This is a genomic window from Peptoniphilus catoniae (genome assembly GCF_901447155.2).
GTDB lineage: Bacteria > Bacillota > Clostridia > Tissierellales > Peptoniphilaceae > Peptoniphilus_E > Peptoniphilus_E catoniae.
The window spans coordinates 28,484-50,053 of the sequence record NZ_LR588418.1 but is presented as its reverse complement, the minus strand read 5'-3'; the positions used below and the strand labels follow the sequence as shown (position 1 = coordinate 50,053).

At 36.4% G+C, this 21,570-nt stretch carries 21 protein-coding genes; 5 read left to right on the top strand and 16 right to left on the bottom strand.

Annotated features, from left to right (window positions below):
- Positions 1-2 precede the first annotated feature (2 nt).
- From PEPCATONIAE_RS07550 to PEPCATONIAE_RS07475, 16 genes are all read right to left on the bottom strand, one after another.
- The gene (locus PEPCATONIAE_RS07550) at positions 3-962 is read right to left on the bottom strand and encodes an ATP-dependent 6-phosphofructokinase (protein WP_138160533.1); all 960 of its coding nucleotides are present in this window, start codon (positions 960-962) and stop codon (positions 3-5) included.
- A 7-nt stretch (positions 963-969) separates the two neighbouring features.
- Positions 970-4,416, bottom strand: coding sequence for a DNA polymerase III subunit alpha (locus PEPCATONIAE_RS07545; protein ID WP_138160532.1), 3,447 nt, complete (start codon positions 4,414-4,416; stop codon positions 970-972).
- Between the two features lie 60 nt (positions 4,417-4,476).
- A complete protein-coding gene (locus PEPCATONIAE_RS07540) occupies positions 4,477-4,743 on the bottom strand; it encodes an HPr family phosphocarrier protein (protein WP_138160531.1) in 267 nt (88 codons plus the stop codon).
- Positions 4,733-5,683, bottom strand: coding sequence for a DNA-binding protein WhiA (whiA, locus tag PEPCATONIAE_RS07535; RefSeq protein ID WP_138160530.1), 951 nt, complete (start codon positions 5,681-5,683; stop codon positions 4,733-4,735). Before whiA ends, PEPCATONIAE_RS07540 begins: the two co-directional genes overlap by 11 nt.
- Positions 5,684-6,012: 329 nt before the next feature.
- Entirely contained in the window at positions 6,013-6,165 is a 153-nt protein-coding gene (locus PEPCATONIAE_RS07530; protein WP_346265078.1) for a YvrJ family protein, read from the bottom strand.
- Between the two features lie 16 nt (positions 6,166-6,181).
- Positions 6,182-6,400: a DUF2922 domain-containing protein gene (locus tag PEPCATONIAE_RS07525; RefSeq protein ID WP_138160529.1), complete on the bottom strand. Its 219-nt coding sequence runs from the start codon at positions 6,398-6,400 to the stop codon at positions 6,182-6,184.
- 25 nt (positions 6,401-6,425) lie between these two features.
- Positions 6,426-6,650, bottom strand: coding sequence for a DUF1659 domain-containing protein (locus PEPCATONIAE_RS07520; protein WP_138160528.1), 225 nt, complete (start codon positions 6,648-6,650; stop codon positions 6,426-6,428).
- 47 nt (positions 6,651-6,697) lie between these two features.
- Positions 6,698-7,168 (bottom strand): peptidoglycan recognition protein family protein, encoded by a 471-nt coding sequence (locus tag PEPCATONIAE_RS07515; RefSeq protein ID WP_138160527.1) that lies wholly within the window; start codon positions 7,166-7,168, stop codon positions 6,698-6,700.
- A complete protein-coding gene (locus PEPCATONIAE_RS07510; RefSeq protein WP_138160526.1) occupies positions 7,162-7,713 on the bottom strand; it encodes a sigma-70 family RNA polymerase sigma factor in 552 nt (183 codons plus the stop codon). Before PEPCATONIAE_RS07510 ends, PEPCATONIAE_RS07515 begins: the two co-directional genes overlap by 7 nt.
- Positions 7,714-8,444: 731 nt before the next feature.
- Positions 8,445-11,270: an S-layer homology domain-containing protein gene (locus PEPCATONIAE_RS07505; protein WP_138160525.1), complete on the bottom strand. Its 2,826-nt coding sequence runs from the start codon at positions 11,268-11,270 to the stop codon at positions 8,445-8,447.
- Positions 11,271-12,632: 1,362 nt separating this feature from the next.
- On the bottom strand, positions 12,633-13,631 hold the full coding sequence (locus tag PEPCATONIAE_RS07500; RefSeq protein ID WP_138160524.1) for a resuscitation-promoting factor: 999 nt from the start codon (positions 13,629-13,631) through the stop codon (positions 12,633-12,635).
- Positions 13,632-13,884: 253 nt separating this feature from the next.
- On the bottom strand, positions 13,885-14,502 hold the full coding sequence (locus tag PEPCATONIAE_RS07495) for an NUDIX hydrolase (RefSeq protein ID WP_138160523.1): 618 nt from the start codon (positions 14,500-14,502) through the stop codon (positions 13,885-13,887).
- Positions 14,499-15,644 (bottom strand): patatin-like phospholipase family protein, encoded by a 1,146-nt coding sequence (locus tag PEPCATONIAE_RS07490; RefSeq protein ID WP_138160580.1) that lies wholly within the window; start codon positions 15,642-15,644, stop codon positions 14,499-14,501. The genes PEPCATONIAE_RS07495 and PEPCATONIAE_RS07490 overlap by 4 nt, the downstream gene beginning before the upstream one ends.
- Positions 15,637-16,086: a large conductance mechanosensitive channel protein MscL gene (mscL, locus tag PEPCATONIAE_RS07485; RefSeq protein ID WP_138160522.1), complete on the bottom strand. Its 450-nt coding sequence runs from the start codon at positions 16,084-16,086 to the stop codon at positions 15,637-15,639. The genes PEPCATONIAE_RS07490 and mscL overlap by 8 nt, the downstream gene beginning before the upstream one ends.
- Complete coding sequence (locus PEPCATONIAE_RS07480) at positions 16,083-16,517, bottom strand: deoxycytidylate deaminase (protein ID WP_138160521.1); 435 nt, start codon at positions 16,515-16,517, stop codon at positions 16,083-16,085. Before PEPCATONIAE_RS07480 ends, mscL begins: the two co-directional genes overlap by 4 nt.
- Positions 16,517-17,110: a ribonuclease H1 domain-containing protein gene (locus PEPCATONIAE_RS07475; protein ID WP_138160520.1), complete on the bottom strand. Its 594-nt coding sequence runs from the start codon at positions 17,108-17,110 to the stop codon at positions 16,517-16,519. The genes PEPCATONIAE_RS07480 and PEPCATONIAE_RS07475 overlap by 1 nt, the downstream gene beginning before the upstream one ends.
- Before the next feature lie 112 nt (positions 17,111-17,222).
- Here PEPCATONIAE_RS07475 and PEPCATONIAE_RS07470 point away from each other — a divergent pair, with 112 nt between their 5' ends.
- The 5 genes from PEPCATONIAE_RS07470 (at position 17,223) to PEPCATONIAE_RS07450 (ending at position 21,510) form a co-directional block, all read left to right on the top strand.
- Positions 17,223-18,113, top strand: coding sequence for a fructose bisphosphate aldolase (locus PEPCATONIAE_RS07470; protein WP_138160519.1), 891 nt, complete (start codon positions 17,223-17,225; stop codon positions 18,111-18,113).
- Between the two features lie 52 nt (positions 18,114-18,165).
- The gene (locus tag PEPCATONIAE_RS07465; protein ID WP_282957745.1) at positions 18,166-19,446 is read left to right on the top strand and encodes an amidohydrolase; all 1,281 of its coding nucleotides are present in this window, start codon (positions 18,166-18,168) and stop codon (positions 19,444-19,446) included.
- A 248-nt stretch (positions 19,447-19,694) separates the two neighbouring features.
- A complete protein-coding gene (locus PEPCATONIAE_RS07460) occupies positions 19,695-20,054 on the top strand; it encodes a GntR family transcriptional regulator (RefSeq protein WP_138160518.1) in 360 nt (119 codons plus the stop codon).
- On the top strand, positions 20,051-20,737 hold the full coding sequence (locus PEPCATONIAE_RS07455; RefSeq protein WP_138160517.1) for an ABC transporter ATP-binding protein: 687 nt from the start codon (positions 20,051-20,053) through the stop codon (positions 20,735-20,737). Before PEPCATONIAE_RS07460 ends, PEPCATONIAE_RS07455 begins: the two co-directional genes overlap by 4 nt.
- Positions 20,737-21,510: a hypothetical protein gene (locus PEPCATONIAE_RS07450; RefSeq protein WP_138160516.1), complete on the top strand. Its 774-nt coding sequence runs from the start codon at positions 20,737-20,739 to the stop codon at positions 21,508-21,510. The genes PEPCATONIAE_RS07455 and PEPCATONIAE_RS07450 overlap by 1 nt, the downstream gene beginning before the upstream one ends.
- Positions 21,511-21,570 lie beyond the last annotated feature (60 nt).

Genomic DNA, 21,570 nt, shown 5'->3' with positions numbered 1-21,570 from the left:
CCCTATATTGATATAACCTTCATTATATCTGCTAAATTATCCTTGAATTCTTTTTTCACACTAAGGGCTTCTTCAAGATCATAGATTTTTATCTCGCCCTTTTTGTTTCCTATAGCATAGGAACCTAAGTTATCCATAATATGATTTACACTCATTTCTCCCATGGTGGAACCCATTATCCTGTCTATAACATTAGGTTCTCCACCTCTTTGAAGATAACCCAGCACTGTAACCTTAGTTTCAATTTGAGTCAGGTCGCTGAATTTTTCCGCCAGGTCATAGGAGCTTCCCGCTCCCTCAGCCATAATTATAATGTGATGCCTTTTGCCTCTTTCCTTAGTCTTTATGGCTCTCTTTACAATGTCATCCAAGTTAAGCTTTCTTTCAGGTACTATTATAGATTCGGCACCTGATGCCAAGCCGCTGTATAGGGCAATGTCTCCGCAGTTTCTTCCCATAACCTCAACTACATGGGCCCTTCCGTGAGATTCCGTCGTATCTCTTATTTTAGATATGGCAGAGGTAACTGTGTTAACGGCAGTGAAAAATCCTATAGAATAATCAGTATAGCCTAAATCATTGTCTATACTTAAGGGTGCTCCTATTACATCAACACCTCTTTTGCCAAGTTCCAAGGCCCCCTTTAAGGAACCGTCTCCTCCTGCAACTATAAGCTTTGTTATACCGAAAACTTCAAGAATACTTAAAGCCCTTCTGATTCCTTCCTCCGTCATAAACTTGTCGGACCTTGATGTACCTAAAATGGTTCCTCCTCTTTGTATAATATCCCCAACTGAGGACTCAACCATTCTGTCTACCTTACCTTCTAAAAGTCCCTTATAACCGTTTTTAATACCATATACCTCCGCCCCTCTATAAATTGAAGTCCTTACTACGGAACGGATAAAGGCGTTCATACCCGGGGCGTCTCCCCCACTTGTTAAAATTCCTATTTTTTCCATAAAACACCTACTTTAAAATTATCTTAGAGGAATCGTTGCCTAAAAAAGTCAAGACCTCAGGTCTAAGATCCTCAAATCTTTCTTCATCTATCCAAAAATCCTTGTCCAAGCCGTAAGCTTTTTTACTGTCTTCAAAATACAAAACACTGGGAGTCTCACCCTTGTAGTTAACAAGTACATTTTTAATCAACTTAATAATGGCGGTGCTTTTTTGACTTTTTACTGAAATATACAGTCTTTTGCTGGAAGGCTCCTTAACGGACTTTATATCATCCACTATAATTTTAGGCTCCTCCACCTCAGAGTGTTGAATGTGACCCTCAATTAAAACTATTGAGTCATCAACTAGCTTGTCAAAGGCTTTTTCATAGGTGTTGGGGAAAATTATCAGTTCTATTTCACCATAAAGGTCCTCCAACTTTGCAAAGGCCATTATTTTTTTATTCTTTGTAATCATAGTCTTTTTATTTTTTAAAATGCCGACTATTTTTACATAATAATCTCGATTAAATCCGCCCTCTCTGTATCTTTCGTTAATTTCATTAATATTGTCTCCACCTGAGGATGCAATAAAGTCCCTGTAACTGTCAAGAGGATGCCCCGATACATATATACCTAAAATTTCCCTTTCCATTTCAAGCTTTGCCCTTTGATTAAAATCCTTAAGCTCAGGCAAAATTTCGTTTTTATTTTCTATAGTGTCAAAAAGAGAAAATTGTCCCTGAATATTGTTTCTTGCATTAGATAGACAGTTGTCAATTATCTTTTCATAAGCCGCCAAATACTGTGCCCTGTTGCCTCCAAGTCCATCTAAGGCCCCCGACTTTATTAAATACTCAATAGATCTCTTGTTAAGAGCCCTGGCATCATTTTTGGCAACTCTTTCAATAAAATCACTTAGGCTTTTAAACCTTCCATTTTTTCTAACTTCAACTATGGCGGAAATTAAATTTGAACTTAAATTCTTTACACCCTTTAGTCCAAATCTGATTTTACCATCTTCTACAGTAAACTTTTCATAACTTTTGTTAATATCGGGAGGTAAAATACCTATACCCAATCTTGCACACTCTTCAATATAAAGGGACACTTGAGAAACATTGCCCATTTGAGAAGAAATCTGTGCCGCCATAAACTCCTTAGGGTAGTAGTATTTTAAGTAAGCTGTCCAATATGCCACTACTGAATAGGCAACGGAGTGGCTCTTATTAAAGGCGTAGTTGGCGAAATCTATCATTAAATCATAAATTTCCCCGGCGCTTTTTTCATCAACACCATTAGCTATGGCACCCTTGCAAATCAGCTTGCCATTTTCCCTCTTGCCATAAATAAAGTTTTGCCTTTCCTCTTCCATAACGGACATTTTTTTCTTGGACATGGCACGTCTTACAAGGTCCGCTCTACCAAGAGAGTAGCCTCCGATTTTTTGAACAATTTGCATTACCTGCTCTTGGTAAACTATGCAGCCGTAGGTTGAAGCCAGTATTTCCTCTAAGGCAGGATGAATATAACTGATTTTTTTAGGATTATGCTTCGACTCTACAAACTTAGGTATCTGATTCATAGGCCCCGGTCTAAAAAGTGCATTTGCCGCAACTAAATCTTCAAAGGCGTCAGGCTTAAGCTCCTTTAAAAAAGCCCTCATACCTGCAGATTCAAATTGAAATACCCCGAGAGTTTCCGCCTTGGCAAACATTTCAAGAACCTTTTTATCATTAAGCTTCATGGAAGAAAAATCTATTTCCTTTCCATGGATTTTTTTTATAAGAAAAAGCGCATCTCTAATTACAGTAAGAGTCCTTAAACCTAAAAAGTCCATTTTAAGAAGGCCCAGCTCCTCAAGCTCCGTCATATTAAACTGAGTTGCTATTATATCCTTGTTTCTAGTTAAGGGTACATAATTAGTAAGAGCGTCCTTTGATATTACAACACCGGCAGCATGAGTTGATGTGTGTCTTGGTAGACCTTCAACCTTTATAGCCGTATCTATAAGCTCCCTAATTTCATCGTTACTTTCATATTCCTTTTTTAAATTGCTGCTTACATCAAGAGCCTTTTCTATAGTCATATTAAGCTCATTAGGTACCTGCTTGGCAATATAGTCAACCTTTCCGTAGCCTATATCCAAAGCCCTTCCTACATCCCTTATGGCTCCCCTTGCTCCCAAGGTTCCAAAGGTAACAATTTGTGCAACATTGTCCTTGCCGTACTTGTCTATAACATAATCAATTACCTCTTCACGTCTTTCATAGCAAAAATCTATATCTATATCCGGCATGGAGACCCTTTCAGGATTCAAAAACCTTTCAAAAAGCAAATTAAATTCCATAGGGTCAACATCAGTTATCCTAAGAGCATAAGACACAATAGAGCCCGCTGCAGATCCACGTCCCGGTCCCACCATAATACCCTTACTTTTAGCATAATTTATAAAATCCCAAACAATTAAAAAGTAGTCAGTGTAACCCATGGTTATAATGGTGTTAAGTTCAAACTCAACCCTTTCCCTTATTTTGCCGCTAACCTCTTTATACCTTTGCTTTAAACCCTCCTCAACTAAATGCCTTAAATAGCTTACATTAGTATAACCCTCTTGAAGCTTAAAGTGAGGCAGGTGCAAGTTGTGAAACTCTATATCCACATTACATCTGTCGGCAATTATTTTGGTGTTTTCCAAAGCCTCAGGATTAGCCGAAAAAATCTCATACATTTCATCAGGGCCCTTTAAATAAAACTCATCACTGGGAAATCTCATCCTCTTACTTGCATTTACAATAGTCCCTGTCTGAATACACAAAAGCACATCATGAGCCTTGGCATCTTCCCTTTTTAAATAGTGAACATCATTAGTTGCAATAAGATCAATCCCAAGCTGATCAGATAAAATAACAAGCTGCTTGTTTACCCTTTTTTGGTCCAGGATGCCATGATCCTGGAGTTCTAAGAAAAAGTTGTTAGGTCCGAAAATTTCCCTATAGGATAAGGCGGCACGCTTTGCCCCCTCATAATCATTATATAAAAGCTTTCTCTGCACCTCTCCCCCAAGACAGGCTGAGCTTGCAATAATACCCTTGGAGTACCTTCTAAGGACATCCTTGTCAACTCTGGGCTTGTAGTAGTAGCCCTTAACAAAACCCTCAGACACAATTTTCATTAGATTTAAAAAACCCTCATTGTTTTCAGCAAGAAGAATCAAATGAAACCTTTGCATGTCCTTGTCAAACTTAGTATAATCACCATCACTTATATAAACCTCGCAACCTAAAATAGGCTTTACACCTACTTTTTTACAAGCCTTATAAAAAGCTATGGCACCATACATATTTCCATGATCCGTTAAGGCTACAGCATCCATACCCAGCTCCTTAGTTCTCTCGGCAAGCTCCTCTATACGAGCCGATCCGTCAAGGAGAGAATACTCACTATGCACATGTAAATTTACAAAATCCTTCACTATATATCACCACTTAAATGAAAAGAGCCTTAATAATAAATTATTAAAACTCTTCCTAATCTACACATCTATAAAATTATTCTCCACCAATTTAGATAAATTGTCAATTGCCTCTTTCTCATCAACACCCTGAGCACTTATCTCAATAGACTCATTACACTTTACACCAAGAGACATGATACCTATTATACTCTTACCGTTTACACTTTCTCCGTGAGCAGTTAAAGTAATTTCAGACTTATGCTTGTTGGCGCACCTTACAAATAAAGCCGCCGCCCTTGCATGTAAGCCATTCTCATGCTTTAATTCTACTGTCTTAACCACCATCTCTCTCACTCCTTATGCTATCCGCAATATCCTTAATCCTTTTTAATCTGTGGTTGACCCCCGACTTTCCTATAGGAGGACTTAGCCTTTTGCCAAGCTCCCTTAAGCTTAAAGATCTGTCCTCAAGTCGAAGCTGCGCCACCTGTCTTAAATTATCAGGCAGATTATCAAGACCAATAACCTTGTCAATTAACTCTATATCCCTTACCTGCCTTATGTTAGTATCAACTATTTTATTCAAATTAGCACTCTCAAGATTTACAATTCTGTTGACCCTGTTGTTAATATCCTTAAAAACTCTGACATTCTCAAACTCAAGAGTAGACCTGTAAGCCCCCGTTAAACTGAGCAAATCAGAAATCTGTTCAGCCTCCTTAAGGTAGACTATGTAACTATCCTTTCTTGCAATAAACTTGGACCTGAAGCCGAAAGAATTAATCAAATTAGACAAAAACTCCGCATGCTCAGCCCTGTTACAAACAAATTCCAAGTGGTAGTACTTTTTAGGATCAGATATAGAACCCGCTCCCAAAAAAGACCCCCTTATGTAAGCCCTCCTGCAACACCTGTCCCTTAATAAAAATTCAGGAGCATAATTAGGCATAAATACGTTTTCATTTCTTATATAATTAACATCATCTAAAAGTAAATTAGTGGCCCCCGAATCTTCAAGCATAACAGAATAAATATTATTCTTTTTAAGCTGTCTGGACTTGGATACCTTGACGACAACATCCTCAGAATAATAACCCTTTAAAAAAGTAAAAATCCTTCTTGCCACAGCCGCACTTTCAGTATTAAAGCCTATTCTAAGCCCTCCTTCAGCAAGGCTTAAAGAGGCACACATAGGTACAAAAGCAGCAAGCTCAGCAATAATATCGCAATTATTCTCAATAGGAATCTTTGCCAATTCACTTTTCACATAGGATGAAAAACTCATACTCCCACCCCTTATGCACACATAAATCTAGCATAGAATCATTATACATCATTCATGCAATTGTTTCCACAACAATGTATTATTTAATTTTTTATGAAAAGGGAGGTTTCTATGTATGAAAAGAGAGATTTCTATGTATGAAAAGAGAGATTTCTATGTATGAAAAGAGAGATTTCTCCGCTTGCTGGCGCTCGGTCGAAATGACTGGAAGGGTGGGATGCTGCGTTCGGTCGAAATGACTGGGGTGTGGGGTTGGTCGGTGGAAATGACTGGAAAATAAAAAAGGGCATAAAAAAAAGAGCCTAAGCTCCAAATCCGGCACATAAGTGTCAGTTGATAAATTTCTCAATATTTCTATTAAGTTCATTTATGCAATTAGAAAGATCAGACATTTTCCCCTCAAGCCTCGTTAGCAAATAACAAGAAATGGCAATTGGAAAACCGATATTTGCAATATTTGCAAAAAGTTCATTAATATTCAAGAAATCACCTCCCGAACTATGCCAATAAATCAGTTTCTGTAACTTCTCTGTACTTTGCAGTACCGAAACCTTTTAGCTTTCCGCTGGGACCTACAAACATTTCATTCTTAACAATATAGTCTTCAATACCCACAAGCTGCGCCTTGTTAATCCCTTCCTTAGGGTTGGCAATGGAAAATCTTAAAGACTTATCATTCTCATCAAGAAAATTAAGCTCCAAAGTTTTTTTACCCATAATACACCTCCTTAACTATTAATCATTAACCATTAATTAAACTATACTCTACAACCTTTTTCATATCTGCCATTTGACTCGGAAAAAGAGCCGCAATTTGTTTAGCACCCTCAGCCAAAACATCGCTGCTGCAAGTCGGGTTTACACTTTTAAAAGACTTATAAGAAACAATAGTCTCTCCATTCTTATTGGTGCCGTTAACAATGCCGATTTTTAAAGTAACCTTGTCAAGTCTATCAGTATATGCCATATTATCACCTCCACTATATATATAGAAAAAATATCCCTAAGTTGCTATTAAATCATTTCCCTAAAAATCCACCACTCCTTCCAATTGTCCTTTGACATCCTCCCCGGGCAGATCTTTCTACTTGCATCATAATGCCTTACAACATTAGACTTGCTGATTTTATAAAACCTGCACAAAAATCTAATTAAAACAAGAGCATTAGCCTTGGTCTTCTCCCAATCACCATCCTCATTAATACAAAGCTCAACTCCGATAGAATTATAATTCCAAATGCCGTACTTGCCCCTGCCGTCGCCACAATGCCAAGCAGACCTTGACACCTCAACAGTTTCAACAATTTCCTTATCATCAACAAAATAATGAGCCGAAGCCCCTCTATAGCCACCGTTAAAATACCTGAAATGCGCCTGTGCATCAGCACCCCTTGCAGGATTACCCGTATCATGAACCACGATAAACCTAGGCTCAGAAGCCCTTTTAGAAAAATTAAAGCCAATAGGCAGCTTATTAACTAACATAAAAACCCCCTTAAAATTTCAATAGCCCTCCTCTTAGTATTAACAACAGTCCACCTTTTAATGTCAAGAGCCTCGCCAATCCTATCAAGTCTCATATCAAGAAAATAATACATGACAATTACATCCCTTTGCCTTTTAGTCAAAAGACCAAGAGCCCTTTTCAAATCATCAGAGTCCATTCTTGACAAAACCTCCTCCTCAACATTAGCAGTATCCCTTAAAAAATTAGCAAAATCCTCCTTTCCGTCAATATCCTCAAAATACTCTCCAACAATAAGATATTTAAAAGTATCAAGAAAATAAAACCTTAAATAATTCTTCACAAAATTTAAAAACCTTCCCTTAGAAGGATTATAAATTTCAAGACACTCCAGCACCAGCAAAACCCCGTCCTGAAATAAATCCTCATACTCCTGCCAAATAGGACAATAAGACTTAATAGAAGAAGCAATAAGAGGAGTCAAAGCATTAAGCAAATCAAGCCTGGCCTCATTGTCCCCATTAAGACACCTATCCAAAAGCGAATTAAAGTCCTTGTAGTCCATTTTAAAACCTCCTTTATATAAATTAAGAACTTATGTTCTTTTAAGATTATAATATAAGAGAGGAAATAAAACAAGTGTTCTTTTTTGGTGTGGGATCCTGTTATCTCGACCGAAGGATTATAAAGACCGTCACCTCGACTAAGGGAGCGGACTTTTTTAAGCCTGTCATTTCGACTAAGTGAGTGTAACGAACGCATGGAGAGATCTCTCTTTTTTTATTATATTTAATTGTTTTTATACGAGGGGGACTAAGGGAGTTGCGATTCTCCCTATCGTCCCCCTCGCGCTCCCCCTTCTTACCCCTTAAAACGCTTTTGGGTTGTTTGGATATAAAGGTTTTAAATGATTCATCATATTAATTGAGGATTTTGAAGTCTGTCATCTCGACTAAGGGAGCGGACTTTTTTAAGTCTGTCATCTCGACTAAGGGAAAGCATGGAGAGATCTCACAATAAAAAGAGAGATTTCTCCGTTTCGCTCATTTCATTCGCTCCAGTGGAAATGACTGGAAAGAGAGATCTTTCGACTCGCTGCGCTCGCTCAAGATGACTGGGGTATATAAAGCGCTCGGTCGAAATGACTGGGGGTGGGGTGGAGATTTCTCCGCTCACTTCGTTCGGTCGAAATGACTGGGGGTGTGGGGATGTTAAAAAAGGGCAAAAAAAGAAACCCGGGAGTTTCCTCTCGGGTTAATCTTTTATTTAACTTTAATAAACTAAGTTTATTTTAAGTTATTTAGCAATGTTACCTGTTATTTCTTTTTCTGCTGTTAAAGTAGCATCAGCTGCTGATGTTAAAGTAACTTTAGCTTTTACAGGCTTTTCAGGAGCGTAAACTGTAGCTCCATCTGTTAATGTAGCTGTTGCAGTTGCATTAGGATTAACTTTTGCATTTACTTTTCCTTCTACTGCTGTTTTTACATCTGCAGGATTTGTTAGAGTATTATCAAGATTTTCGATATCTGCGTCTGTTACCTTTGCAAGTTCTGTTTCAAGTTCTGTAGCATCTTTAACTTTCTTTTCAACAGCGTCCTTTACAGGCTTATAAGGTGTGCTGTCAAGTACTGCTTGATCTTCAAGACTTAATTCCTTTACTTTGTCAGCAATTGCTTTTAAATCTTTTTCAGCATCTTTGTAGTTAGCAAAAGTAACTCCGCTACCATCAGCATTGTACTTTGCAGCTAGTTGATCATACATAGCCTTAACTTGTGCTAAGGTTACATAGTCATATTTGTCATTAATCTTGTACCAAGTGTCTCCAACTAGTACTTCGATATCATACATTTCGTCTTTTACTTCAGCGATTCTGCTTGCCTTAACCTTGAATCTGAATTTTGTATTTGTATGACCATCTTGTAGCCATTTGATTAGTCTGTAAGCTTCAGTGTTGTCAAGAACGAAGTAAGATCTGTCTGAATAGTCTTTTCCATCATATAGGTTTCTGTCTACATCAACAATTACCTTGTGATATTGGTTGCCGTATTCAGTAACATCGTTAACTACTCTTACGCTACCTGCTACTTGGTTGCCATGGTTAAATTCAACAACGCCTTGTAGTGAACCTGCTGGAACTATTCCCTTTCCTTCAGGCATTACAGATACTACGTCAACATAGTTAAGTTCGTTAACTTTACCATCTTTAACTAGCTTATTGTCTTTTTCAGTGTGGAATTGAATTAGTGCACCCCTCTTGATTTGTCCTTCTAGGAATACATCAGTTTCGCTATCCATGTAAAGTACTGCAGTTGCGCCCCATTTGTCTCTTACGATAAGAGCTCTGTCTTGAATGTCAGTAATTTCAACAATTGGGTATTTGTCTGTTTTGCTGTGGTCAATTAGCATTTCTGCTTCAAAACCTAAAGCGTTGTTTAGGCTAAATGTTATAACATCAAGCTTAGCTGAGTCGTTTCTTGTATTGAAGTTGTATGGGAAGTAGTTTCTATAAGCTTCTACGTTCTTATCGATAACATTACCCTTAGTATCTTCTAAAGTAATACCGTAAACGTTATTAGTTTCGTTTTTAACTCTTAGTGTAACTGAACCGTTGTTATCTCTTTGAACTGCGTTAAATACTACAACCTTAGCTTCATTGTATCCTACAAGATTTGTGTGACCTGCTGTTTCATGAGCTTCTCTGTTGCCAAATCCGTCATATCCTACATATACATCAAAGAACCAGTTAGAAGCTGTTGTATTGCCAAGAATTCTAATTGCTTCGTCAGCATTTTTAACTTCTGTTAATTGGTTTCTATAAACGTCAGCTACATAGTATCTTGTTGCTGAAGTTAATTTTACTTCTTTAACAAGCTTAACATCTTTGCCTTGATATTGTTCATCTATATAGTTGTAGTTGTTTTTATATCTTTCTGTTCCTGTTTCATTGATAGGCTTTCTAGCGAAATATCCTTGATGGAAAGAAATAGTTTTTGCAGCGCCGTTCTTATAGTTTAGCTTAGCGCCAACACCATATCTGTAGTCAGAGGTTTTGCCTAATTCTTCTGATATTGAAGTTTCTACTGTTGCATCTGCAACGCCTCTCCAACGTTGGTTAGTATCAATTACATTATCTTCAATTGATGTGTGAGTCCATTTTGCAGTGTCTGTATGACCTAATGCAAGGTATCTTGGGTTACCAAGTTCAAGAATGTGAGTAACTTCGCCCTTATCGTTAGATAGAACTCTTACTAGAGAACCATAGTAGTATTCAGGGTTAGAAATTGCTCTTGCCTTAACTGCTGTTGATACGTGTGTCTTTGCATCTTTTACGTTTGCATTTACATCAAGTGTATTGTGTTGATTGTAAAGTACAAATACTGTGTTTTCAGTAATCTTATAAGTTTTAGCTTTTTCGCCTTGGTTTAGAGTAAGTTCGCTATTCTTTAATTGAGAAATGATTCCCATGTTTTCACCAACTGGTGTTCTGTGGAAATATTCCATGCTATAAAGTGCGTTGTAAACCATTGTAAATGCGTCTGCTCTGTTTGCAGGTGCACTTGAATCAGTTACAGTTACGTCATCTAGGATACCTAGTTGTGCTGCCCAAGTCATCCATTGAGATGCCCAATGAGCGTTAGCTTCATCGTACATATCCTTTGTTAAATCTTTCTTAACAAGAACAACTAACATTTTTGCAAGTTCTGCATATGTTACGTCGTTTTCAGGTTTGAAAGATCCATCAGGATAACCGTTTAGCATAGGTAGATTGTTTGCCTTTGAAGGCACTGTTGAACCTACTGAGATAACTCCGTTTGCCCAGTGCTTTGTATCAACGTCTGTGTACAATTGCATTGAACCTTGGATTTTGTCTGCAAGTTCTTTGTTACCGTTAGCATAAACTAATAGCTTAGTAATTTCGGATCTCTTGATATTCTTATCATATCCGTAGTCTCCATTGCCGTAGCCTTCAACAAATTTTTTGTCGATAATGTATTGGATTTTGTTTTCTTTTCCAACTACTTTTTCAACTTTTTCTGCTTTAGCTTCTTCGGCGAAGACAGTTGTGAATGTTCCCAGTACCATCACTAGTGCAAGTACAAGGGATAAAAGTTTTTTGTTCATCTTGTCTTACGACCTCCTTAAAATTTTTGTAGACCTACAAAAGTCTTAAACTTCTGTCGCTGTTTATTTAAACAGCTAGAGGTGACAAGTTAAACATTACCTCATTACTAAAATAATATTTAATTGTCATTGTTCCTCTTGTGTTATTATTATACACTAAAAGGGCCGGTTGTAAAATTACAGTTGTATTACAAAATGTAAGTTTAATGAAATATTGGAGAAATATTGGTGGGAGGCCTTGAAAAATCAAGGTTTCTTTCTTTGTTGCGGGGCTTGTTTAGCGGCGGATTTTGCTATTATTTATTTATTTGACATATAGGGGAGAGAGGCTGGAATTAAAAAGAGATTTCTCCGCTCGCTGACGCTCGGTCGAAATGACTGGGTGGGATGGGGTGCTTCGCTCGGTGGAAATGACTGGGGATTTTGAAGTCTATCATCTCGACTAAGGGAGCGGACTTTTTAAGTCTGTCATCTCGACTAAGTGAGCAATAGCGACTGCATGGAGAGATCTCTCTTTTTTATTATATATAATTGTTTTTTATACGAGGGGGACTAATGGAGTTGCGATTCTCAGCAGACATTTGTTACTGAAGCAAGCTTCAGACAAATGATTGCATGAGACCTACCTACGATTTTTTTCAAAAATCGGGTTAGGGCTACACTTAACGTCCCCCTCGCGCTCCCCCTTCTTACCCCTTAAAACGCTTTTAAGCTGTTTGGATATAAAGGTTTTAAATGATTCATAATATTAATTGGGGATTTTGAAGTCTGTCATCTCGACTAAGTGAACGGACTTTTTTAGTCTGTCATCTCGACTAAGTGAACGATAGCGAACGCATGGAGAAATCTCTCTTTTTTATTATATTTAATTGTTTTTATACGAGGGGGACTAAGGGAGTTGCGATTCTCAGCAGACATTTGTTACTGAAGCAAGCTTCAGACAAATGATTGCATGAGACCTACCTACGATTTTTTTCAAAAATCGGGTTAGGGCTACACTTAACGTCCCCCTCGCGCTCCCCCTTCTTACCCCTTAAAACGCTTTTAGGCTGTTTGGATATAAAGGTTTGGGAGGATTCGTCATATTAATTGCGGTATTATAAAGTCTGTCATCTCGCTAAGGGAGCGACAGCGAACGCATGGAGAGATCTCGGAATTGTAATAAGATTTCTCCGTTCCGCTCATTTCATTCGCTTCAGTCGAAATGACTGGGTGGTATGGGGTAGAGATTTCTCCGCTCGCTGCGCTCGGTCGAAATGACTAAAATAAAAAGGCTAGAGGGTTAATTCTCCTAGCCTTTTATTTTGCAAGTTTAAATTTTATTTATATTTTTATAATGTTTTTAATTAAAATTAATCGATTTTATTCTAAAACGTATACTTTTACGTTTCTTCTACCGAATTTTAAGGCTTGAGCATTTGTTGAGTAAAACAGGTCTATTCTGTTTCCTTTAATTGCTCCTCCTGTATCTTCGGCGGTAGCATAGCCGTAGGTTGGGAATCCGTCCATTGATTCTATATATAGTTTGCTTCCTAGGGGTATAACTCTAGGGTCTACGGCTACAGCTCCGACTCTTGCTTTTGTTCCCATAGCGGTTTTTGAACCTGCTGTAGGGTCATAGGCTGTTGCCTGCATTACTATAACTTTTTTTACTTTTTTGCCTTCCAGGTTTGCTACGTCGATTTCTTTTGTTCCTTTTTCAACTATTTCTTTAACCGGTTCAATGGTAATTTGTGAGTCTACAGGCTCTATGGATACCAATTCTCCGTTTACAAAAACATTTTCAAATGTATCTACTTTTTCTCCGACAACGCCTTTTTGTATTATTTTGCTTTCTCCGTTATACATATCGGCGTTTTCAACGATTTCGCTTTCGTAAGGGATTTCTGTCTTGGTTTGGTAGCTTTGTCTTTCTACTCTTTCTATTTTTATGGTATCTCTTTCTTTAACTTTTTCAAGTAAGCCGGGTGTTACTACATCGTCCTCGTCAAGTTCAATTTTAAGATCTTTAAGTATATCTTTTACGCTTTCGTTTATAGATTTACCGCTATATATTTGCTTTCCGTCTATAATTACGTAATATTTGTATTCTGCGACAATAATGTCCATATCCTCGGTAATTTTTTCTTCTTCTCCAGGGATTACAAGGTTATCGCTATGTAATTTTATGTTTTGTGTTTTTAAAAAGTCTCCTACCGTTTCTGAATATGTTGTAACTTCTTTTACCTTACCATCTATAATTAAATTAACATTTTTAGCAAGTGCTGTTGAGAAACCCATCATAATAGCTGATACTGCAACTATTATAATTGCCACAACAAGAAGTTTCTTTCTTTTAAATGTACTTGTTTTTAAACCCATTTTATAACCTCCTAAGCTGATGATTACAATTTTGTCACTAATGTAACTATTTTGTAACCATTTAACTACTTTGGTAGTATATCTATTAAAATGAGTCTTGTCAAATTTTTAGCTTAATTTCTTAATTTTTTCTTAAAACCGCTGATTTTAGCCTTTTGTTTAGGGTGGTCAGAGCTGTTTTTGCTTTTTATTAATTAAATGGTCAAAAATAAGGGCTAAAAATAGCCCTTTTCTGTTAATTGTTACAATTTTGTTACAATTGTACTCCCACTTTTTTTAGGAAATTGTAGGTCATTTTAGCGGTAAATCCCCAAATTATTAAACCTTTATAGTTATAAAAGAGGACTCTGTCCCTGTTCTTCCCGAATTTGTAATTTTTTCCGTTGGGGATGAGTTCATAGGGGAAGAGTTTGTTTCTCTTTGCCTGAAATTCTACTTCGTAGCTTTTAGGCGGGTCCTTTAAAAAAAATGAAAGGGGCACAGTAAATACCTGGTCCACTTCTGACCTGTTGGGATTTATTTCAGAGAGATCCTTATTTATTTTAGCGACTACTGAATAAATAACTCTGTTGTAGGGGTTTACTAAATAGTCTCCTTCTCCGTAAACTTCAATTTCACTTTTAGAAATTAAAAGCTCTTCACTTGTTTCTCTTAGGGCTGCGCTTATTGGGTCTTCGCCTTTTTCTATACCGCCACCGGGAAAGCAAATTTCTCCGGGTTGGGTTTTTAGTTTTTTTGACCTTATTTCATATAGAAGATGGAGTTCTCCTTCAACTTCTATTATGGGAATTAAAACGGAATATTTTCTAAAAATGTCTATAGGTTCTGGTATGGAGTTTTCTATTGTATTTCTAATTTTTTCCAGTTTCACTTCATAATCCTTTTTGCAAGCTTCTCTATCATTTTATCTTTACCGGACTCAATTTCTTCTTTATTTTTTATCTTCTCTAAAAGTGAGTCTATATCGTATATGTTAAGGTAGTCTATATTAAGCTCCTTTGCAAGCTTTTCCACTATTAAAACTAAGAGCTTTGCATAGGTGTAGTCTCCTTTTAGGTCGTGCTTGGATGCTATGTCGGGCAAAACCTCTTCAAAGAACCTTCTGTAGTTTGAGCTTATTTTATATTTGTTATGGTCAATATAGGAATCTAAAATATCAAAATAAATTTCTGAAAGTATTTTAGCGGCTTTTTCTTCTTCAAATGGTTTAATGTAGTATTTATTTCCCATAAGGCCTTTGATTTTTTTGTAGGTGTCAAAGTAGCCTATTCTAATAATTTCATCTGCCCTTATAGGGTCGAAATCCACAGATGAGGCATATTTTTTCGCCGGTTCTATTATAAGTGCATCCTTAGGCATGTAAATATTGTTTACCTTGCTTTTTTTGCATCTTATAATTACGGGAGTCTGCCCTAATTTTTCCACCATGTCATAGGGGATATTGTTGTAGAATCCCCCGTCTAAATAGTATTTTCCGTCAAGGGGTTCCATTTTAAATATAGGAAGATAGCAGCTGGCAACTAAATATTTTTTAAGTTCTCCCCTAGGTATATCTTCTATATAGAGTTCTTCTGCTTTTTTGTCTGTAACATTTACAGTAACAAGTCCGAATCTGATTTTGGATCTTCTGACCTTGTCTTCGTCTATATTTTCATCTACCAAATTTTTTAAAGGTTCTACAGGTAAGGTTATGTTGTTAATGGTGTCATTTATAACATTTTTTATAGAGTCTATAAGCTCATCTTTAAGGTCCTGATTTTTATCTTCGTCTTTTTTTGTTGTAACTTCCTTAGAGGAGTCTTTAAGGTAATCCTCCATAGTTACACTTCTCCACAGTTTAGCACACTTTTCCGGCTCGCCCATAGCTATCATAGCTGCATTAATTGCACCTATAGATGTGCCTACAACTGTTTCAAATTCAAATCCCAATTCTTTTAAAGCAAAATAGGAACCTATATGATAGGCTCCCCTTGCTCCGCCTCCTTCTAATACGAGGCCGTATTTTTTATTCAAGTTCACTTGTACAATGTGGGCATCTACTTGCTTCTATGTTAACTTCACTCTTACAATAAGGACAAATTTTTGTTGATGGTGCTTCTGCTTCTTCGGGTTTTTTTAATTTGTCTTTCATATTATTAAACTGTTTAATTACTATAAATATTACAAGTGCTATAACTAAAAAGTTTACAACATTATTTATAAATGCTCCTATTCCTATTGCTGCTCCTGCTTCCTTGGCTTGTTCGTAAGTGCTGTAGTCGGATCCGTCAAGGGCTATAAAAATATTGTTGAAATCAATATTTCCAAGTAACATTCCTATCATAGGCATAACAATGTCTTCTACAAGGGAGCTTACAATTTTACCGAAGGCACCACCTATAATAACACCTACCGCCATATCCACAACGTTGCCTCTGGAGATAAATTCTTTAAATTCGTCTATAAATTTCTTCATTCTTCCACCCCTTTGATTTGTTTAAGTCCTATTTTGTTTTTATTAATTAATTCAAGGGCATAATCATCAATTCTGTAAGCTTCCTGATATATTATATATTTAATACCTGCCTGTATCAATGCCTTGGTGCAATTTAAACAGGGGAAGTGAGTAACATAGCACTTGGCTCCTTTTACTGATATTCCCTCCTTGGCACAGTATAAAAGGGCGTTCATTTCAGCGTGTATAGTAGCTATACAATGTCCGTCCCTCATGGTATGTCCCACTTCATCACAGTGCTTGTTGCCGGTAATGGATCCGTTGTAGCCTGTAGATATTATTCTGTTGTCCTCATTTACCAAAACGCAACCTACAAATGCCCTGTCACAGGTGGACCTTGTCGCCACCATTTGAGTAATTTTCATAAAATATTCGTCCCAAGATTTTCTCATTATTCCGCTTCCTTTGCAAGTTTATCAACTATTTCATTATATTCTACACCGCTATGAGCCTTAACCTTTATAAATTCAACTTTAAGATTCGACCTTATAGAGTCATAAAAGTTTTTGTAATTAATTGTCCCTTCCTTGTTGGTCTTCCACTCTCCCTTTGCCCAGTGTTCAATACCTGAGTAGTCAAAGTGAAGGTAGAGCTTATTCTTCCCAAGCTCCAAGGCTCTTTTCATGGCATACTCGGCTCCTTTAATTTCTCCTGCAACATTACGCATTTCATTGTTGCCGGTAAAAAATCTCTGAGAATGCTCCTCATAGATACCTGAATTGTCAAAAAGAAGGGCTCCATAGGAAAAGGACTTATCCTTAATATTATAGGATCCGTCTACATAAGCTATAATTTCTCCTTCTTTAAGCTTGTCTTCAGAATGAATTTCAGCCTTCTTACTTTCGCCTTTTATAAAGTCTGAGGCCTCTTCATAGCTTTTAAATTTTTTATAAATGGCTCCGCTATATCCTATAACCTGTTTTTTTGCTTCATCCCAGCTTTGATATATGCCGGCCTGTTTTCCTTTTTTTACTGCATAATACACTTAATCACCTACTTTTGAATTTTACCCCATGGCTTAAAATTATACAAGAAAAATCCCTTATATCTCCTATTTGTGATATACTTTACTTATCTATGGAACAATGGAGGTTATAATGAATATAGAACAACTTAAACGTATGAAATCAGGCAAGGGTTTTATTGCCGCCCTTGACCAAAGTGGAGGTTCAACTCCCAAAGCTCTTAAGCTTTACGGTATAGATGAAGACGGTTATTCAAATGACAAAGAAATGTTTGACCTTGTCCATAAAATGAGAAGCAGAATTATTACATCACCTGCCTTTAACTCCGACAGAATTTTAGGAGCCATTCTTTTTAAGGTAACTATGAATTCTAAAATTGACGGTAAATACACTGCCGATTATTTATGGGATAAAAAGGGTGTGGTGCCTATTCTTAAAATAGACGAAGGTCTTGATACAGTTAAAGACGGCGTTCAGCTTATGAAGCCTATGAAGCACCTTGACGAGCTTCTTAAAGAGGCAAAGGAAAGAAACATCTTCGGCACTAAAATGAGATCTGTAATTAAGGAATTTAATGAGGAGGGTATTAAAAAAGTTGTAAGCCAACAATTTGAGCTTGCCAAAAAAATATCAGCCGCAGGTTTTGTTCCTATTATTGAGCCTGAGGTTGATATTCACGCTGAAAAGAAAGGTGAAATTGAGGAGTTTTTAAAGGAAGAAATCCTTAAGGAGCTTAAGGCTCTGGACAAGGATACTCTCGTTATCTTTAAAATGACTATACCTAATAAGCCCGACCTTTATCTTGACTTTTTAAGCTTTGATCAAACTGTAAGACTTGTTGCTCTTTCAGGAGGATACTCAAGAGAAAAGTCAAATAAACTTCTTGCAAAGAATCAAAATCTTATAGCTTCATTTTCAAGGGCTCTAACAGAGGGTCTTAATGTAAATCAAACAGATGAGGAATTTAACGACTTACTTGACAGTTCAATTGAATCAATTTATAAGGCATCAATAGAAAAATAAACTGAAAAATATAAACCCTTTAGACTTCCTAAAGGGCTTTATTTGTAATGAGGTGATTACTATTAAACAATCAGAAAAGCTTAAGGAATATAGAAGATATTTTCATAGATTTCCGGAGCCTGGTTACCTGGAAATGAAAACAACTATTGAGCTTATTAAAGAGCTTAAAGCTATGGGCTTTGAAAATATAAGTTATGGTAAAAAAATTCACTCTAAAAGAATAGGTCTACCAAGTGAAGATGAAATTAAAAGTCATGCTGAAAGCTTAGGTAAAATAGATGTAGACTTTGATGTTGAAGAAATTCTCCAGGGCTATACGGGATTAATTGTTGACTATGATACAGGTAGGAGCGGACCTAAAATAGGCTTTCGCTTTGAAATAGACGGCCTTAAAATCGAAGAAACAAAGGATGAAAACCACCTGCCTAACAAGCTTAAGTTCAGATCTGAAAATAACAAGTGCATGCACGCCTGTGGACATGATGCTCATATGGCAATAGGTCTTGGTCTTGCCGACTATGTTAAAAACAAAAAGGACCTTAAGGGTTCCTTCAGATTTATCTTTCAGCCGGCGGAAGAGGGAGTCCACGGAGCCAAATCCATGGTGGATGCAGGTGCTGTAGATGGCCTTGATTATGTATTCGGTGCTCATATAGGTATAAGGGTCCCAGGGGGTGTTATAGGAGTTGATACAGATGGATTTCTTGCCACTGAAAAATTTGACATAGACCTTAAAGGACGTGCAAGTCATGCCGGTATTCTTCCTGAGAGAGGAAGAAACGCCCTTTTAGGTGCTGCAAGTCTTACCCTTACTCTACACTCTCTTCCTCAACATTCAAAGGGCCTTGCCAGAGTAAATGTAGGTGTGCTTAGAGCGGGAAGTTCAAGGAATATAATAGCTGAGGATGCCCACCTGGAAGTTGAAATAAGAGGAGAATCCGACCTTATAGTTAAGGATCTTAAGGAGGGACTTTTTGCAGCAGTAGAGGGAACTGCCCTAGCTTACGGTTTGGAGAAAAAAATAGAAACTGTTGGTGGATCAATTGTATTTAGAAGCAAGTACAAGGACTTTGCCCCGGGCTTTAATAAGTACCTTGAGGATTCGGGTTTTAAAACTGTAATGAACCCTAGGCTTAATGCCTCTGAAGATATTTGCTATATGCTAAATGAGGTTGAAGCTAAGGGAGGCAAGGCTTTGCACTTTATAATAGGATCAGACCTTGCAGCTTCTCACCATAACGGTAGATTTGATATAAGCGAGGACTCCCTTGAACTTGGCTTTAATATGTTTACAAAATTAATTGATTATATATATCTTATAGAGGAAAAATAAAAATTTTATAGATATATTAGCTTAATATTAAACAAATCACCCAAATTTTAAAGTAAAAATTAAACTACTTTTTCTATAAAATTCCTACGACAAAACTATATAAGAAACTTTTAGGCTCAAAGTAAAAACTTTGGGCTTTTTATGTTTAAATTAAAAATTTCTAAAAATAATACTTGCATACAGTAAAGGTAAATCTTATAATGATTATTGTATTAATGAATTGGTACAATGATACAAGGGGGAGTGGTATGAAATTCGATAATAATAGACCTATATATATACAACTTCTTGAAGATTTTAAATTGAAAATTTCAAGTGGAGAATGGAAAAGCGGCGAAAAAATGGATACAGTAAGAAACTTGGCAAAAGTCTACGGCGTTAATCCAAACACAGTCCAAAGAGCCCTATCAGAACTGGAAAGAGAAGGACTTGCAGAGTCAAACAGAACAGCCGGAAGATTTATAACAGGTGACGAAAAATTAATTGAAAAAATTGCAAGAGAATCTTTTTACAAATACTGCGACGACTTAATCACCATAGCGGGAGAACTTAAGCTATCAAAGGAAAAATCCATTACACTTTTGGAAGAATATTGGAGGGAAAAATGAGCAAATTGGAAATAAAAAATTTAACCATGTCCTATGGTAAAAAAGTTTTAGATAACTTGAACTTAGACTTGGATAGAGGACAAATTGTTGGCCTTGTAGGACCCAACGGTTCGGGTAAATCAACCTTGCTTAGAATTTTAGCCGGTCTTGAAAAAACTTACAAGGGCAAAGTCCTAATTAACGGGAAAGAAATAAATTATAAGACTGCTGCAATTGTATCATATCAGGCTGATAAGTTTACCCTTAGCAACAAGCTTTCAATTAAAGGAGTTGTAAATACTTATAAAAAATTCTTTAAGGACTTTGACGAGAATAAATTTTATAAACTTTTAGAGGATTTTAACCTGCCTACTAAGGCTAAGGTAAAAGAATTAAGTAAGGGTGCGAGAGAAAAATTACAAATTGCTCTTAGTCTTTCAAGAAAAGCCGAGATTTTTTTATTAGATGAGCCGATTTCAGGAGTCGATCCTTCTGCAAGAAAGACGATTATTAAAATGATTTTAAATAACTTTGAAAAAGACTCTCTTATAATTGTATCAACTCACCTTATTAATCAAATTGAACCTTTGTTGGACAGAGTTGTGTTTTTATCTGAAGGAAAAATTTACTTAAACAAGACAGTTGATGAAATAAGAAGGGAAAATAATATGAGTTTAGAAGACTATTTTACGGAGGTATTTTAATGGGAAAATTACTTGGACACCAAATCAAAAATCACTTTAAAAACAATTGGTTTATTCCGCTTTTGCCTCTTATATTTTTTATGGTGGGTCTAGCTTTTAATTATATAAATATATCCTGGGCAGATACAAGTCTTAGCATTTCCGTTTTATCAATACCCTTTGGATATATGGCGGCTATTATTACTGTAATAGTTGGAGATTACAATATGTTTTTCGGGGAAGAAGGGCTCTTTTATGAGTCAATTTCTCTAAGTCCTGTTGCAAAAACTTTCTCAAGGCTTTTTTACTATTTAATTATGTTTTTTATTTATTCAATATTTATGGCGGCTCTATTTCTACTAATTATGCTTCCAAGCGGTCAGGCTATGGATTTCGCTTCCATACAAGGAGCAAATTGGACTAAACTTATGAGTGAGATAAATAAGGTAGGTACTTTAAATATTTCTATTCTTTGCTTTTGGTGCCTTGTACTCTTAATAAGATCAATTGCAAAAATAATCTTCTCCATAAGTGCAGGTGGAGGCAAAATTCTAAAAAGATTCGGTTTTGGGGCTACAGTAATTGTCTATATAGTTATATCTTTTGTTGAATCTGTAATTATTTCATTTATGAACAATTTAAATTTATTAAGCAATATAAAATTATATATGGCTAATGGAGATATCTTTATAAGGGGCACAGGTATAAGTTTTTTAATTTTTATTTTAATTGAAGCACCCTTGTTTATATACGGAGTATATTATCTTCACAAAAACAGAATATCCGTTAACTAATAAATAAAAAAAAAGCTCAATATTTATGAGCTCTTTTTCAATTATATAGTCATTAAAAAA

Bases quoted from the DNA above. Each gene is read 5' to 3' on its own strand.
- PEPCATONIAE_RS07550 (WP_138160533.1), bottom strand. From the start codon at position 962: ATGGAAAAAATAGGAATTTTAACAAGTGGGGGAGACGCCCCGGGTATG.
- PEPCATONIAE_RS07540 (WP_138160531.1), bottom strand. From the start codon at position 4,743: ATGGTGGTTAAGACAGTAGAATTAAAGCATGAGAATGGCTTACATGCA.
- whiA (WP_138160530.1), bottom strand. From the start codon at position 5,683: ATGAGTTTTTCATCCTATGTGAAAAGTGAATTGGCAAAGATTCCTATT.
- PEPCATONIAE_RS07525 (WP_138160529.1), bottom strand. From the start codon at position 6,400: ATGGGTAAAAAAACTTTGGAGCTTAATTTTCTTGATGAGAATGATAAG.
- PEPCATONIAE_RS07520 (WP_138160528.1), bottom strand. From the start codon at position 6,650: ATGGCATATACTGATAGACTTGACAAGGTTACTTTAAAAATCGGCATT.
- PEPCATONIAE_RS07515 (WP_138160527.1), bottom strand. From the start codon at position 7,168: ATGTTAGTTAATAAGCTGCCTATTGGCTTTAATTTTTCTAAAAGGGCT.
- PEPCATONIAE_RS07510 (WP_138160526.1), bottom strand. From the start codon at position 7,713: ATGGACTACAAGGACTTTAATTCGCTTTTGGATAGGTGTCTTAATGGG.
- PEPCATONIAE_RS07505 (WP_138160525.1), bottom strand. From the start codon at position 11,270: ATGAACAAAAAACTTTTATCCCTTGTACTTGCACTAGTGATGGTACTG.
- PEPCATONIAE_RS07500 (WP_138160524.1), bottom strand. From the start codon at position 13,631: ATGGGTTTAAAAACAAGTACATTTAAAAGAAAGAAACTTCTTGTTGTG.
- mscL (WP_138160522.1), bottom strand. From the start codon at position 16,086: ATGAAGAAATTTATAGACGAATTTAAAGAATTTATCTCCAGAGGCAAC.
- PEPCATONIAE_RS07480 (WP_138160521.1), bottom strand. From the start codon at position 16,517: ATGAGAAAATCTTGGGACGAATATTTTATGAAAATTACTCAAATGGTG.
- PEPCATONIAE_RS07470 (WP_138160519.1), top strand. From the start codon at position 17,223: ATGAATATAGAACAACTTAAACGTATGAAATCAGGCAAGGGTTTTATT.
- PEPCATONIAE_RS07460 (WP_138160518.1), top strand. From the start codon at position 19,695: ATGAAATTCGATAATAATAGACCTATATATATACAACTTCTTGAAGAT.
- PEPCATONIAE_RS07455 (WP_138160517.1), top strand. From the start codon at position 20,051: ATGAGCAAATTGGAAATAAAAAATTTAACCATGTCCTATGGTAAAAAA.
- PEPCATONIAE_RS07450 (WP_138160516.1), top strand. From the start codon at position 20,737: ATGGGAAAATTACTTGGACACCAAATCAAAAATCACTTTAAAAACAAT.